Annotated in this window: 11 protein-coding genes; 10 read left to right on the top strand and 1 reads right to left on the bottom strand. The window is 44.0% G+C overall.

What is annotated here, in order from left to right:
- The first annotated feature begins 295 nt into the window (after nucleotides 1-295).
- Entirely contained in the window at nucleotides 296-1,714 is a 1,419-nt protein-coding gene (locus MTBBW1_RS04705) for a trimethylamine methyltransferase family protein (protein ID WP_245809261.1), read from the top strand.
- 188 nt (nucleotides 1,715-1,902) lie between these two features.
- On the opposite strand, the gene MTBBW1_RS04700 is transcribed toward MTBBW1_RS04705, so the two are convergent.
- Complete coding sequence (locus tag MTBBW1_RS04700; protein WP_186441082.1) at nucleotides 1,903-2,607, bottom strand: substrate-binding periplasmic protein; 705 nt, start codon at nucleotides 2,605-2,607, stop codon at nucleotides 1,903-1,905.
- Nucleotides 2,608-3,402: 795 nt separating this feature from the next.
- On the opposite strand from MTBBW1_RS04700, the gene MTBBW1_RS04695 reads away from it, so the two are divergent.
- The 9 genes from MTBBW1_RS04695 to MTBBW1_RS04655 all read left to right on the top strand — a co-directional run bounded on the left by MTBBW1_RS04695 (nucleotide 3,403) and on the right by MTBBW1_RS04655 (nucleotide 14,657).
- Nucleotides 3,403-4,053 (top strand): TetR/AcrR family transcriptional regulator, encoded by a 651-nt coding sequence (locus MTBBW1_RS04695; protein WP_245809260.1) that lies wholly within the window; start codon nucleotides 3,403-3,405, stop codon nucleotides 4,051-4,053.
- 462 nt (nucleotides 4,054-4,515) lie between these two features.
- Nucleotides 4,516-4,920, top strand: coding sequence for a methylmalonyl-CoA epimerase (gene mce, locus MTBBW1_RS04690; RefSeq protein ID WP_186441081.1), 405 nt, complete (start codon nucleotides 4,516-4,518; stop codon nucleotides 4,918-4,920).
- Nucleotides 4,921-5,151: 231 nt separating this feature from the next.
- Nucleotides 5,152-7,275, top strand: coding sequence for a methylmalonyl-CoA mutase (gene scpA, locus MTBBW1_RS04685; protein WP_080799936.1), 2,124 nt, complete (start codon nucleotides 5,152-5,154; stop codon nucleotides 7,273-7,275).
- On the top strand, nucleotides 7,275-8,423 hold the full coding sequence (gene meaB, locus MTBBW1_RS04680; protein ID WP_080799934.1) for a methylmalonyl Co-A mutase-associated GTPase MeaB: 1,149 nt from the start codon (nucleotides 7,275-7,277) through the stop codon (nucleotides 8,421-8,423). Before scpA ends, meaB begins: the two co-directional genes overlap by 1 nt.
- Before the next feature lie 170 nt (nucleotides 8,424-8,593).
- Nucleotides 8,594-9,751, top strand: coding sequence for an ADP-forming succinate--CoA ligase subunit beta (sucC, locus tag MTBBW1_RS04675; RefSeq protein ID WP_080799933.1), 1,158 nt, complete (start codon nucleotides 8,594-8,596; stop codon nucleotides 9,749-9,751).
- Between the two features lie 12 nt (nucleotides 9,752-9,763).
- Nucleotides 9,764-10,633 (top strand): succinate--CoA ligase subunit alpha, encoded by an 870-nt coding sequence (sucD, locus tag MTBBW1_RS04670; protein ID WP_080799930.1) that lies wholly within the window; start codon nucleotides 9,764-9,766, stop codon nucleotides 10,631-10,633.
- A 451-nt stretch (nucleotides 10,634-11,084) separates the two neighbouring features.
- Nucleotides 11,085-11,930, top strand: coding sequence for a fumarate reductase cytochrome b subunit (locus MTBBW1_RS04665; RefSeq protein ID WP_080799927.1), 846 nt, complete (start codon nucleotides 11,085-11,087; stop codon nucleotides 11,928-11,930).
- 22 nt (nucleotides 11,931-11,952) lie between these two features.
- The gene (locus MTBBW1_RS04660) at nucleotides 11,953-13,923 is read left to right on the top strand and encodes a fumarate reductase flavoprotein subunit (RefSeq protein ID WP_080799924.1); all 1,971 of its coding nucleotides are present in this window, start codon (nucleotides 11,953-11,955) and stop codon (nucleotides 13,921-13,923) included.
- Nucleotides 13,923-14,657, top strand: coding sequence for a fumarate reductase iron-sulfur subunit (locus tag MTBBW1_RS04655; protein WP_080799921.1), 735 nt, complete (start codon nucleotides 13,923-13,925; stop codon nucleotides 14,655-14,657). Before MTBBW1_RS04660 ends, MTBBW1_RS04655 begins: the two co-directional genes overlap by 1 nt.
- The last annotated feature ends 58 nt before the right edge of the window (nucleotides 14,658-14,715 follow it).

Below are 14,715 nucleotides of genomic sequence, written 5' to 3'. Positions count from 1 at the left end.
CCGTAACAGCCTGTTTTAAAAACGACTTTCATCCCTTCGATTGTGGCGGTAATCCGCCATGTACGTTATTTGAATTTATCATATCTTCGGAAAAGTTTGTCATGAGAGTGTAAAAAAGATGTAAAAAAGTTGTAAAAAAGAAGAGCAGAGAGGGGGCAAAAGGTGCATTTTTTTTAAGCTTTTTTCCAATTTGTTGACAGATGGAAAATATTACTTTAGATGGTCAGAATAATCGTTGCCAATCTTGATCAATCTTTGATGTAAAAAATCAGAATGCAAAAAAAGGAAATCGTTGATGGACAGAATGCAGGTCTTCAGCAGAAACGAGTTGAGGCGTATCCATGATGCTTCCATGCAGATACTTGGGGATACAGGTGTAAAATTCATGGCTCCGGAAGCAGTTGAAATTTTTAAAAAAAGGGGTTTTCGCACCGATGGTGCCAGGGTCTTTTTTACTGAGAAGCAGGTGGACAGAGCCATAGGTACAACACCTTCCAAATTTGAGATCCTGGCCAGAAATCCGGAAAAAAATGTGATAATTGGCGAGGATCATTTTGTGTTTGTGCCCACAGCCAGCGCACCCAATGTTATGGGAAATGACGGAGAGATGCGTATGGCGACGTTTGCTGATTACGAAAATGCCTGCCGCATGGTTCAGACATCTGACCAGCTTGACATGATGGGAATGACCATGGTGCAGCCCGGTGATATCCCTGCTGAAACAGCTCATCTTGAAATGATGCTTGCCAATTATCTTTTTTGCGATAAGGCGAGCATGGGGACAGGTGTTTTTGGAAGTGCTGCCCAGGATTGCCTTGAAATGGCTGCAATTGTGGCAGGTGGAAAAGAGGCATTGATGGAAAATCCGCATATAGCTGTAATTATCAATGCCATGTCTCCATTGAAATATGCAGATGATCAGCTTGATAGCCTCATGATTATGGCAAGTTACGGCCAGCCTGTTGTGATAACAAATCTTGTAATGGCGGGCATGAGCGGCCCTGTTTCTCTTCCTGGATTGATTGCCCTTGCCAATGCTGAAATCCTGGCAGGTCTTGTCCTGATACAGCTTATAAACCCCGGAACTCCAATGGTCTATGGTTCTGTATCTGCTCCAACTGACATGCGAACCATCACCTCTGCTGTAGGGGCACCGGAATCTGTAACACTTGCATCTGCAACTGTGCAGATGGCCAACTATTATCATCTGCCATGCCGTACAGGCGGTATGATCACCAATGCCCACTGTCCTGATGCCCAGGCTGCTGCAGAAGGGACACTTATGATGAGTACTGCCCTTAGAAACGGAGCCAATTTTATATTCCATGCATGTGGTCAGCTTGGCTCTTACATATCCATGAGTTTTGAAAAATGGCTTCTGGATGAAGAGGTGTGCAGGATGCTCAGACGAACATTAACATCAATGGATATTACTGTGGAATCAATTGATCTTGAAACCATTAAAACCATTGGCAGCGATGGAAGTTATCTGTCGCATCCCTCAACCTTTAAACACTGTCGAGATTTTTACCAGCCACAGCTTTTTACCAGAAAGGATTACCACAAATGGAAGAAAAGCGGCGGGATGAGGGTCTCGGAAATCGCATCGCAGATGCTTCCTGAAAGGCTTGAAAGTTTTGTTAAGCCCCCAATTGATCAGGGGCTGGAAGATGCTTTAAGGGAATATGTGACACGTCGGAAAAAAGAGTATTAACAATGTGATTTCTTAATTGATTGAAAAGGGTCTGGGCAGAAGTTTCAGGCTCTTTTTTTGTTTCCGCGGTCAATTTTTTGTTTCCGCGGTTAATTTTTTGTTTCTGCGGTCAGTTTTTTGTCTCCGTGGTCAATTCTTTATTTTTTTGTGACGGCTCCCACACAGCCTGGTCAGGTGGCCAGGCTTTTTTATTCCCCCACAGGAGTATATTTGTCATAATAGCTTTTTATAATACCATAAATCACCCCATTCCTGAGCAGTTCATCATTAATTCTATTGAATTCATCAACTCTTTCGGCAAATGGAGAATTTTTGCTTATTGCCATATAGACCTCTGAAACTCCATTGTATTCAAACAGGGATTTTTCAATTTTTCCTGTAAAACCTTCGGCAACGACCCTATAGTTTATGGTGTGAACATATCCTGTAATTGCCTCAAGACGATCTGCAAGCAGCATTAGAAGAAGTTGTTTCTGACTCGTAACAGCATATTTGTTTATTTTTGTGTCTGTATCGAACTGTTCAAAATAGCTGGCACCTCTTAATACTCCAATTTCTCTGAGAGCATAAATATCTTGATAATTTTTGATAATAGTCCCTTTACCCTTTTTGAGATAAAATGCTATGGGTAATTTTTCCAGATAAGGCTGCTGGAAGTAATTCATAAACACTTCTCTTTCCGGTTTTTTAAAAGCGCTGCTCAGGATATCAACTATGCCTGCTTCCATTCGCTCAAGACAGCGCGCCCATGGGCACCTTAAAAATTTCACCTCTAAATTCATTTGATTTGCAATTTCTTTAACAATATCAATGTCTATTCCATGGATTTGACTGTCGTCATCCTCTTCTGAGTAAATCATGTAAGGCGGAGCCGGAAATATGGCATAGTTCAAAATCTCTCCATTTAAAATTGCTGGTTGTAAGAAGAGCAGAAGTGGATATATGGCTGAAAATAAAAATTTCATATGTTTCATTATCATTTTATCTTTTTTTACCGTAAAAATGACTATTATTTTTATATTTGGGGGTGATTAATACGTAATCAATCATGCCCTTTTATGTTAAAGTATCAGCAATCGGCTTTTTTTTTAGTCAGCCGGCATTTTTCTTTCTTCAAAACTTCCCCTCTCCACTCATGGAGAGGGGGCTGGGGGATGAGGTTTCATGACAACAATTTACTCCGGATATTCAAAAAAGGGTACACTCATTAAAGGGTACACTCATTGCATTTGTCTGAATCAGGAAGAAAGGATGTTCAGGATAGAGAATCCTGCCTTATCATGTTAATCCTGGGCATCCTGATTCAGACACTGTTGACAATGCTCAAAAGGTCATGGGTTTCGAATTTGAGTTAACTATATGATGTTAAAGCCTAAAAAACAATTTTATTTTAAGCTCAAGAAACTTTTATCTCTATCTCCTTTGTTAGCCACGGTGGTTAACGATAGGCTAAGTTATTTCGGGGTCATTTTTTAAATGAAGGGAATTCAATTTTAACTCTTGACAGGTGGGGATTCGAGTGGTAATGAACTGAATAACATTGTTACTCAATTTTTTAAATCTATCCGAATGTTTGTTAATTATATCAATAATATCATTGCTTTGTGTTTAAAAATCATGTGAAACATTATTTTTATGTTGATGCATGTTCTGTTGTTGATGTGTCTATTTTAAAGGGTGCCTGTAATTTGGTTGCGAGCAAGAACAGACAAAAAATTGTGAGTGAAAAAGATATTACAAAAAACGACTCTCTCTCACTGCGTCCCGAGGTAAGTAAGCGGCTGGAAGAGGCTGTTCTGGATATTTTTTCCAATTCCGATTTCCATAAAGCCAATATCCGGGATGTTGCCAAGGCTGCCGGGGTCAGTTTCAGTACTATTTATAAGCATTTTGGAAGCAAGGAACAGTTGGTGTTTACCTTTGTTGATATATGGTTGAGCAAACTTACCGAGCGTATTGTGGATCATCTTCAGGGTATTGAAAATCTAAAGGAAAAATTGCGTAAGGTGCTCTGGTTGCAACTGGATTACTATGAGAGAAATCCTCATTTGGGACGAATTATTTTTATGACATTGCCCATGGCTACCTGGATGGCAGATGAAACTTTTGAACAAAAGAAAATGATTACACTTTACCTTGATGTTCTGAAAAAAGGGCAGGAGGAAGGTGTACTGAATTCTAAAGTGAGAGCAGGAATTTTGCTGGATTTTATGATGGGGCTTGTTCAGCGCTCGTTTGTCATGTGGGTTAAAAGAGGTGGTGAGGGTAGTCTTGCCGCCCAGGCCAACGAGCTTTTTGAGATTGTTTGGTGCGGCATCACAGTGTCCGGCGGTGACTGATCTTATTTGTGGGGATCGCTTATAACTGCTTATTAAATAACGATAACAATGTTTCTTATATGTTTTTATGCCTGGCAAGAAGTATTTTTTGCTATTTACTCAAAATCGACATCTTATTGCTTTTTTTTCATTTGCTGAATTTGCTGAATTTGCTGAATTTGCTGAATTTGCTGAATTTGTCTGAATCAGGATAACCAGGATAACCAGGATAACCAGGATAACCAGGATAAACAAGATGTTCAGGATAGATCCTGCCTTATCTTTGTTAATCTTGGAAAACCTGAATCAGACAGTATTGACAAGGCTCAAGATGTTATAAATGTCGATTTTGAGTATTTAGGAGATAATGAATCTATAGAGTTCCAGAAAACAATTTTGACATCTCAATTTTGAATTGATAAATCTTGAACGGTCATGGATGTCACCTTTGGGTATATTAACTGCTTGAACATGGAGGTAATCGTGAAAGTAACAAAAATTGATCATCTCGGTATTGCTGTAAAAAGCATTGAAGACGGTAAAGAATTCTGGACTGATGTACTCGGACTTGAGTTTGCCGGCACTGAAACTGTGGAAGCCCAGAAGGTCACAACTGCATTTCTTCCGGTGGGAGAAAGTGAGGTGGAACTTCTTGAATCCACTGCACCGGATGGTCCTGTTGCAAAATATATTGAAAAGAAGGGGGAAGGGGTTCAGCATATTGCCTTCAGGGTTGAAAATATTGAAGAAGCCCTTCAGGAGCTTAAAGATAAAGGAATTCGCCTGATAGATGAAACTCCCCGTATGGGCGCAGGAGGTGCAAAGATCGCTTTTCTGCATCCCAAGGCAACGGCTGGAGTTCTTGTTGAACTCTGCGAGAGAGATTAGGATTGATGAACCTGAAAACTCGTTACTCATAAGTTCTCTAAATGGAGACCACAGATAGTATTTTTCAAAGAATTGAAAATACAATATGTGGTGGTGGATTTGAGAAGTTAGGACTCTTGAGCTGTAAAAATTTTAAGTTTAAAACTTTTTAAGTCCTAATTACCTGAAATTATTAATGGTGAAAAGAAAAAATTAAAATTATAACCTGCCGGAATAAAGAGGAGTGTGCCAATGTCGCAGAAGTCTGATTTGAATGTCTGGAAGGAGATGGCAACAAAGGAACTTCGGGGAAAACCCCTGGAATCCCTTTATAAGGATACCCCTGAAGGAATCACGATAAAGCCCATTTATACTGCCGAGGATCTGAAAAATGTTGAGTTTGTGGACACCCTTCCGGGAGTGGAGCCTTTTGTAAGAGGCCCCAAGGCCACCATGTATGCAGGGCGTCCATGGACAATACGACAATATGCGGGATTTTCAACAGCAAAAGAGTCCAACGCCTTTTATCGCAAGAACCTTGCAGCAGGACAAAAGGGGCTTTCAGTGGCCTTTGATCTGGCAACCCATCGCGGATATGATTCTGATCACCCCAGGGTATTCGGGGATGTTGGAAAAGCAGGTGTTGCTGTGGATTCTGTGGAGGATATGAAAATCCTTTTTGATCAGATCCCACTTGATAAAATGTCTGTATCCATGACAATGAACGGAGCTGTTCTGCCTATTCTTGCAGGATACATTGTTGCAGCAGAGGAGCAGGGTGTAAAGCAGGAGCAGCTAACAGGAACCATCCAGAACGATATTCTCAAAGAGTATCTGACACGTAATACCTATATCTATCCACCAACTCCATCCATGCGGATAATAGCTGATATTATCGGATATTGTTCCGAAAATATGCCAAAATTCAACACAGTGAGCATAAGTGGTTATCATATGATGGAGGCAGGCGCCGATTCTGTTCTTCAGACCGCCTTTACCCTGGCTGACGGCATTGAGTATGTCAAGGCTGCCATTGCTGCAGGTCTTGATGTTGATGCATTTGCTCCGCGCCTCTCTTTCTTCTTTGGTATTGGAATGAACTTTTTCATGGATATTGCCATGCTTAGGGCAGCAAGATTTCTCTGGGCAGAGCTTATGTCGCAGTTTAATCCCAAAAATCCAAAATCCAAAATGCTCAGAACCCACTGCCAGACATCTGGCTGGAGTCTGACCCAGCAGGATCCCTACAATAATATTATACGTACCACACTTGAGTGCATGTCTGCGGTTCTTGGCGGAACCCAGTCTCTGCATACAAATTCATTTGACGAAGCTGTAGGCCTTCCCACAGAAACATCTGCAAGGATTGCAAGAAATACCCAAATAATTGTCCAGGAAGAGTCAAAGGTCTGCTCCGTTGTTGATCCCCTTGCAGGTTCCTACTATGTTGAAACCCTTACCCAGAATATCGTTGATGAAGTAAGGAAGATATTAAAGGAGATTGATGATCTGGGCGGCATGGCAAAAGCCATTGAGACCGGAATGCCAAAGATGCGAATTGAAGAGGTTGCTGCAAGACGCCAGGCACGTATTGACCAGGGCAAGGATGTCATTGTTGGTGTCAATAAATATACCATTGAGGATGAACCACCCATTGAGGTTCTTGAGGTCTCCGATGCTGTCAGGGAGGAGCAGATAGCACGTCTTGTGGATATCAAGGCAAAGAGGGACAAAGGGGTTGTTGCCGAGGCTCTTGAAAATGTTACAAAGGCTGCTGCCGGAAGCGATAATCTTCTTGCTGCATGCATCAAGGCTGTTCGGGCAAGGGCAACAGTTGGTGAGGTTTCCGATGCCATGGAAAAAGTTTTTGGCAGATTTGTGGCGACCACCCAGTGTATATCTGGTGTATATGCATCTGAATTTGGTGACTCTGAGATACTTGAGTCACTTAGAAAAAGAACTTCTGATTTTCAGGCTAAAACCGGACGAAGGCCAAGAATACTTCTTACCAAGATGGGACAGGATGGCCATGATCGAGGAGTAAAGGTTATTGCAACTGCCTATGCTGATTTTGGATTTGATGTTGATATAAGCCCCATGTTTCAGACACCTGATGAAGCAGCACGCATGGCTGTGGAAAACGATGTTCATGTTGTTGGAGTATCAAGCCTTGCTGCCGGTCACAAGACCCTTGTTCCCGCTCTTGTTGCTGCTCTTAAAAAAGAGGGTGCAGAGGATATTCGTGTGGTGGTTGGAGGGATCATTCCACCCGGGGATTATGAATTTCTTAAATCCGCAGGTGCGTCTGACATTTTTGGACCAGGTACAGTGGTAACAGAATCTGCCAACAGGACCCTGAATGTAATTGGTGCGTGATGGGTTTATATCAGAAGCAGGATGCAGATGAAGTTATCATCGTAAGTCATAAGATTCAGAAAGATACAGACTGCGTTATCAGTGAACATCATGGGACTCAGCAAGGTTCAGGAGGTGTTATCGCGGGAAATCATGAGGTTCAGCAGGATGCAGATGTTGTTATCACCGGAAATCATAAGGTTCAGCAATATGTGGAAGGTGTTCTTGCTGGAAATCGTCGGATAATTGCAAAAACCATGACCCTTGTGGAGAGTCTTCTGCCTCTCCACAGACGCATGGCAGGTGATGTTCTTGATATGTTGCTGCCCCACACCGGAAAGGCTGTTCGCCTTGGTATTACAGGTGTGCCTGGTGTGGGTAAAAGCACCTTTGTTGAAAGCCTTGGTCTCTCGCTTGCTGACAAGGGGCATCGTGTTGCAGTGCTTGCGGTTGATCCTTCAAGCAGGAGAAGCGGCGGCAGCATTCTGGGAGATAAGACCCGAATGGAAAAGCTCTCATCACATCCGGGGGCATTTATCCGCCCATCTCCATCTGGTGAGACACTTGGAGGCGTTGCCGCACGCACAAGGGAGATGATGCTTGTTTGTGAAGCTGCCGGATATGATGTGATTCTTGTTGAAACTGTTGGAGTAGGGCAATCAGAGATAACTGTAGCAACAATGGTGGATTTTTTTCTTGCTCTCATGATAGCAGGTGCAGGAGATGAGCTTCAGGGCATTAAAAAAGGTATCCTTGAGGTTGCCGATGCCATTGCAATTAACAAGGCAGACGGAGACAACCTGAAAAGAGCAGATATAGCGCGTCAGGAGTATGAGATTGCCATGCACATGGTAACACCTGAGTCCCCAACCTGGAGACCCCCTGTTTTGACATGCAGCTCGGTTGTTGCAGGTGGTACAGATAAAGTATGGGAAACAGTACTTGAGCATCGCAATAAGATGAAGGCAAGTGGAGAGTTTGAACAGAGGAGAAAAAAGCAGGCCATTGACTGGATGTGGCATCTTATTGATGAAGGTTTAAAGGCATCTTTTAAGGAAAACCAACAGGTGATTGCCCATCTGCCGGAAATGACTCACGATGTCAGGGAGCAGCGACTATCACCTACTTCAGCAGCTGAAAAGCTGCTTTCATATTTTTTATCATTGTAATCATATGGCATTATTTTTTTACCGTGAAAATGGATACAAATTTTCATATTCGGGGGTGGCGGAACGTCCGCCATGTTTGTTTACCGTGGAAATGGATACAACTTTCCAATTTTCTTTGGGGAGGGGCTGCATCGCAGTCATGTCCGTTCAGTCTTTTTTAAGGATGAGTTATGAAAGTACATGAATACCAGGCAAAAGAGATCTTCAGAAAATACGGTGTACCGGTTCCTGAAGGAAAGGTGGCATTCTCAAGGGATGAAGCACAGGGGATTGCAGACGGTCTTGGTGGTTATCCCGTGGTTGTCAAGGCTCAGATACACGCAGGTGGTCGTGGAAAGGGCGGGGGGGTAAAACTTGCTGCATCTAACGATGAAGTTGGAACCCTTACTGATGAAATTCTGGGCATGAACCTTGTGACCCACCAGACAGGGCCTGAGGGTAAAGAGGTAAAAAAGATTCTTGTGGAAGCAGGACAGAAGATTGCAAGTGAACTTTACTTAAGTCTCCTTGTTGACAGGGAAAGTGCCTGCATAGTCATCATGGCCAGTCGTGAAGGTGGTATGGACATTGAGGCAGTTGCTTCTAAAACTCCTGAAAAAATTATAAAAGTATATGTTGACCCTCTCTGTGGAATCCAGGGTTATCAGCTTCGGGATGTTGCATTCGGGCTTGACATTCCATCCAAAGCCATGAAACAGTTCTCGGCCATGCTCAAACAGCTCTATACCCTTTTTGTTGAAAATGACTGCTCCCTTGTGGAGATAAATCCACTTATTATCACCGAGGATGATCAGGTTCTTGCACTGGATGCCAAGGTGGATATTGACTCCAATGCAATGTTTCGCCACAAGGATCTTCTCTCTTTGCGTGATCTTGACGAAGAGGATCCCCAGGAGGTGGAAGCTTCAAAATTTAATCTCAACTACATCAACCTTGACGGTAATGTCGGAAATATCGTTAACGGAGCAGGCCTTGCCATGGCAACCATGGATATAATCAAGAATGCCGGAGCTGAGCCTGCCAATTTCATGGATGTAGGGGGTGGAGCCACAGCCGAGATGGTTGAAAATGCCCTTCGTATTATTCTTATGGACCAGAAAGTAAAGGCGGTTCTTATCAATATCTTCGGCGGAATTCTGAGGTGTGACGTTTTTGCAGAAGGTGTTGTGCAGGCTGCAAAAAAGACCGGTATTAACATTCCGGTTGTGGTTCGCATGGAAGGCACCAATGTGGAAGAGGGTAAACGGATTCTTGCTGAATCAGGCTTGAATCTCACCAGTGCAGTTGATCTTAAGGACGCAGCCGCCAAAGTTGCAGCCGCCGTTTAAGGGGAGGGTGTTGTGAGTATATTTGTAAACAAAGAGACAAAACTGCTTGTACAGGGTATTACTGGCCGTGAAGGCCAGTTTCATACAAGACAGTGTGTGGAATATGGCACAAATGTTGTGGCTGGTGTGACTCCAGGCAAAGGTGGTCAGGATATGGACGGAATTCCGGTTTTCAATACAGTGCGAAACGCTGTTGAAGCAACCGGTGCCAATGCCAGCCTTATTTTTGTGCCGCCTCCTTTTGGTGCTGATGCCATCATGGAGGCAGCCGATGCAGGCGTTGATATGATAGTGGCAATCACAGAAGGGATTCCTGTGATGGATATGCTGAAGGTAAAGCATTTTCTTGCCACTAAAAAATGTCGTCTCATCGGACCTAATTGCCCTGGTATCATTACGCCAGGGGAGTGTAAGATTGGAATCATGCCTGGCAAAATCCATATGGCCGGGGGGCCTGTGGGTGTTGTATCAAGATCCGGAACCCTTACCTACGAGGTTGTTGACCAGCTCACAAAGCAGGGGTTGGGGCAGACCACCTGTATAGGTATAGGCGGAGATCCAGTAAATGGTACCAATTTTATTGATGTACTTGAAGCCTTTGAAAAAGACCCAGACACCCGGGGGATTGTCATGGTTGGCGAGATCGGGGGAAATGCCGAAGAGAAGGCTGCTGAGTATATCAAAGCCCATGTAACAAAACCTGTTGTCGGGTTCATTGCAGGACTTACCGCTCCTCCTGGAAGACGGATGGGGCATGCAGGAGCCATCATAAGCGGCAGCAGTGGTACAGGGCAGGCCAAGGTGGAAGCCATGAAGGCAAATGGCATCCATGTATGTGAAAACCTCGGCGAGATCGGCGAGATCTCAAAAAAGGTATTTTAGACTCGGAATAAAAACAATTGCCCTGATCACCTCTGTCCACTCATGGAGCAGCGACAGGGGAGATTTTAAAAGGGTATTGGTTTATTCTTAAATCCCTGAGAGTAAAAAAACAAGGTGTTAACTTAACATCAAAATTTATGATGACAGAAGATAGTCTTCAGTGGAAATGAAACCATTTGTAAAATATCTTCCTTTGCAGTGAGAATGGCTCTTATTTTCATGCCTTGGAGGGCATCCTTCATATATCCACAAAAGTACTTTACTCTTTTTTGGGGAAAACACCCTGAAAAACGTAGTTTTGTTTCAGAAAGTGTAAAGTGGTCATGAAGCGCGCCCATTGGGGTTATTGATATGCAATAATGCCCGTTTGCTTAGGTGATATGGTGCAGGTTCGGGGGAGTCTGCACCCTTTTGGTTCAATAGGGACTCTTTTGTTTGTCAAGGAGGATAAATGGAACGTTTGATAATAAACGATAAGATTAAAAAGAGCAGGATTCCTGCCAGACTTGATCTGCTTCAGAGCGGAACAGGTCTTGTGCTGGGGCTTTTCATGTGGGTTCACATGATGCTTGTTGCAAGTATTCTGCTTGGAAAGGGTGCTTTTAATTTTGTGGCAAAATTTATGGAGCTCTCTTTTCTTTCCGACACAGGTCATGGATTTCCTGCGGCGGTTTTTCTTGCTGTGGCCGGTGTCTCGACTCTCTTCATAATACATGCTGCCCTTGGAGTGAGAAAGTTTCCCATATCCTGGAAACAGCATGCCATTTTCAGGCAGCAGATGGGTATGATGAAACATGAAGATACAAATCTGTGGTATATTCAGGTTGTGACCGCTTTTATTATGTTTTTCCTTGGTTCAGTGCATCTTTTTGTGATGCTTAGCAACCCTGGTCAGATTGACCCTTATCTTTCTGCTGACAGGGTTATTTCACACAGCATGTGGCCACTATATCTGATTCTGCTTTTTGCAGTGGAGCTTCATGGAACAATTGGCCTTTACCGTCTTTGTATGAAATGGGGATGGTTTGCCGGCGACAATCCTGTGGAGTCAAGAGAGAAGCTGAAATTGTTGAAAAAACGCCTGACCATATTTTTTCTTGCGCTGGGACTTCTGGCATTGCTGGTATTTTCGGTTATAGGTATTAACCACAGGGATCGTGTGGGAGAGCGTTATGGCGCACACGCTTCAGTGGAAAGTACAGTTTCTGCAGAAGATTCATCATCTTCTGTTGCAGACACAGCTTCATCAGATGCTGCTTCTGCAGAAGAAGCCAACAAAGAAACCGCACATGAATAAATAACCACACGAGGAGTAATAAATGAAAGTTGTATATACGGATTCACTGATCATTGGTGGTGGTCTGGCTGGATTAAGGGTCGCCATTGCAGCCCGGCAGCGCGGTTATGACAGTATTGTTCTTTCCCTTATGCCGGCCAAAAGATCCCACTCCGCAGCAGCCCAGGGCGGCATGCAGGCAAGCCTTGGAGCCAGCATCAAGGGTGAGGGAGATAACGAGGAAGTCCATTTTGAAGATACAGTAAAGGGGAGTGACTGGGGCTGTGACCAGGATGTGGCCAGGATGTTTGTCAACACAGCTCCAAAGGCAATCCGCCAGCTTGCAGCCTGGGGAGTGCCCTGGAGCCGCGTAAGACGTGGAGACAGGGAAGTTGTTATAAATGGTAAAAAAGTGACGATTACAGAGCCAAATGAGTCCCATGGTCTTATTACTGCAAGGGATTTTGGCGGTACCAAAAAATGGAGAACCTGCTTTACCTCTGATGGAACAGGCCATACAATGCTCTATGCAATGGATAACAAGGCCATACAGCTTGGTATTCAAGTGCATGAGAGAAAAGAGGCAATTGCCCTTATTCATGAGGATGGGATCTGCCATGGTGCCATTGTCCGTGACCTTATAACAGGTGAGCTCATAGCCTATGTCTCAAAGACCACAACCATTGCCACAGGCGGATATGGTCGTCTTTACTCTGTTTCTACAAACGCTGTTATCTCTGAGGGCATAGGATGTGCCATTGCCTTAGAGACAGGGGTTGCTTCCCTTGGCAATATGGAAGCTGTTCAGTTTCATCCCACAGCAATTGTTCCTGTGGGAATTCTTACAACTGAAGGTTGCCGTGGTGACGGAGGGCTTCTTCTTGACAAGGATGGCTATCGTTTCATGCCCGATTACGAGCCTGGCAAAAAAGAGCTTGCATCAAGGGACGTAGTATCACGCCGCATGACAGAACACATGAGAAAAGGCAAGGGTGTTCCATCAAGGTATGGAGATCATCTCTGGCTTGATATCACCCTTCTTGGCAGAAAGCACATTGAAAAGAACCTTCGTGAAGTCAAGGAGATCTGCGAATATTTCCTCGGCATTGATCCTGTCAAAGAGTATATCCCTGTCAGACCCACCCAGCACTACTCCATGGGCGGAGTGCGTACAAATTCAACAGGTGAAAGCCCCACACTTAAAGGTCTTTTTTCAGCAGGTGAAGCTGCATGCTGGGATATGCACGGTTTTAACCGCCTTGGCGGAAACTCTGTTGCAGAGACAGTTGTTGCCGGCATGATTGTGGGTGAATATGTAGCAGATTACTGCGAAAAAAATCCACTTAAGATTGACACAAAGCTCATTGAACACTTCATGGAGCGCGAAGAGGGCAAAATAACCACTCTGCTGAAACGGGACAAAGGTGAAAATCCCTTTGAACTTAAAAAAGAGATGCAGCAGATCATGATGGATAAGGTGGGAATTTTCAGAAACGAGACAGATCTTACCCAGGCAGTTGAAGAGCTTAAGGTTCTGCATCAGAGATCAAAGAATATCGCCTTGAGACACAAGATAAGCTCATCAAATCCTGAACTTGTTGAAGCCATAAGAGTTCCCAAGATGATTCGTCTTGCCCAGTGTGTTGCCTATGGTGCGATGCTCAGAAAAGAGAGCCGTGGTGCCCATGCACGGGAAGATTATCCGGAAAGAAATGATCGTGACTGGCTCAAGAGGACCCTTACATACTGGAAGGATGAAAATGAGGATCTCCCCCAGGTTTCATACGAGGAGCTGGATGTAATGACGATGGAGATGCCTCCGGGTTCAAGGGGATATGGTGTGGATAACACAATCCACCATCCAGATACTGAAAAACGTGTGGCCGAAATTGAAGAGATCAAAAAAGCCCATCCAACAGCAGACAGGTTTGAGTTGCAGCAGCTTCTCAATCCAATAGAGATACCTGAAAAATTCAGAGGCAAGAACGAGAGAATCGGCAGGGGGTTTAAATAATGAGTGACCAGGAAAGAATACTTAAATTTCATATATTGAGATATAATCCCCAGATCAAGGGGGACATTCCCACCATGAAAACCTATGAGGTCAAGGAAGCTCCGGGAATGACCATCTTCATTGCATTGAACGATATCCGCGAAAATCAGGATCCCTCTTTGCAGTTTGATTTTATCTGCCGTGCCGGAATCTGCGGCTCCTGTGCCATGATTATAAATGGCCAGCCAGATCTTGCGTGCCGTACACTTACATCCAAGTTCCCGGAAGGCGAGATAAAGCTTTTGCCACTTCCTGGATTTGAGCTTATAGGTGATCTTTCCGTTAATACCGGAAAATTCATGAGAGCCATGAGTGAGAGGGTTGAGAGCTGGATACATGATCAGTATGCAGACAATGTTGATCTTGACCGCCTTGAAGAGAGAATGGATCCTGATGTTGCAGATGAGATCTATGAACTTGAAAGGTGCGTTGAGTGCGGCTGCTGCGTATCTGCATGTGCCACAAAAAGAATGCGTGAAGGCTTTTTGAGTGCAGTTGGTTTTATGCGCCTTGCACGGTACGCAATTGATCCGAGGGATAAGCGATCTGATGAAGAGTTCTATGAGATTATTGGCGATGATGATGGTGTTTTTGGCTGCATGACCCTTCTGGGTTGCCAGGATTACTGTCCAAAGGATCTTCCGCATCAGACCCAGATTGCATATTTGAGACGCAGAATGGCGCTGGTGAAATAAAATCGTTAGTTTGGTGTGCTGTTTTCCCTTAGTGGATGTTTTATATGAAAGTCCCCGT

Source organism: Desulfamplus magnetovallimortis (assembly GCF_900170035.1).
GTDB classification, from domain to species: Bacteria; Desulfobacterota; Desulfobacteria; order Desulfobacterales; family Desulfobacteraceae; genus Desulfamplus; species Desulfamplus magnetovallimortis.
The sequence above is the reverse complement of the archived record's forward strand: the minus strand, read 5'-3'. Positions and strand labels throughout refer to the sequence as shown.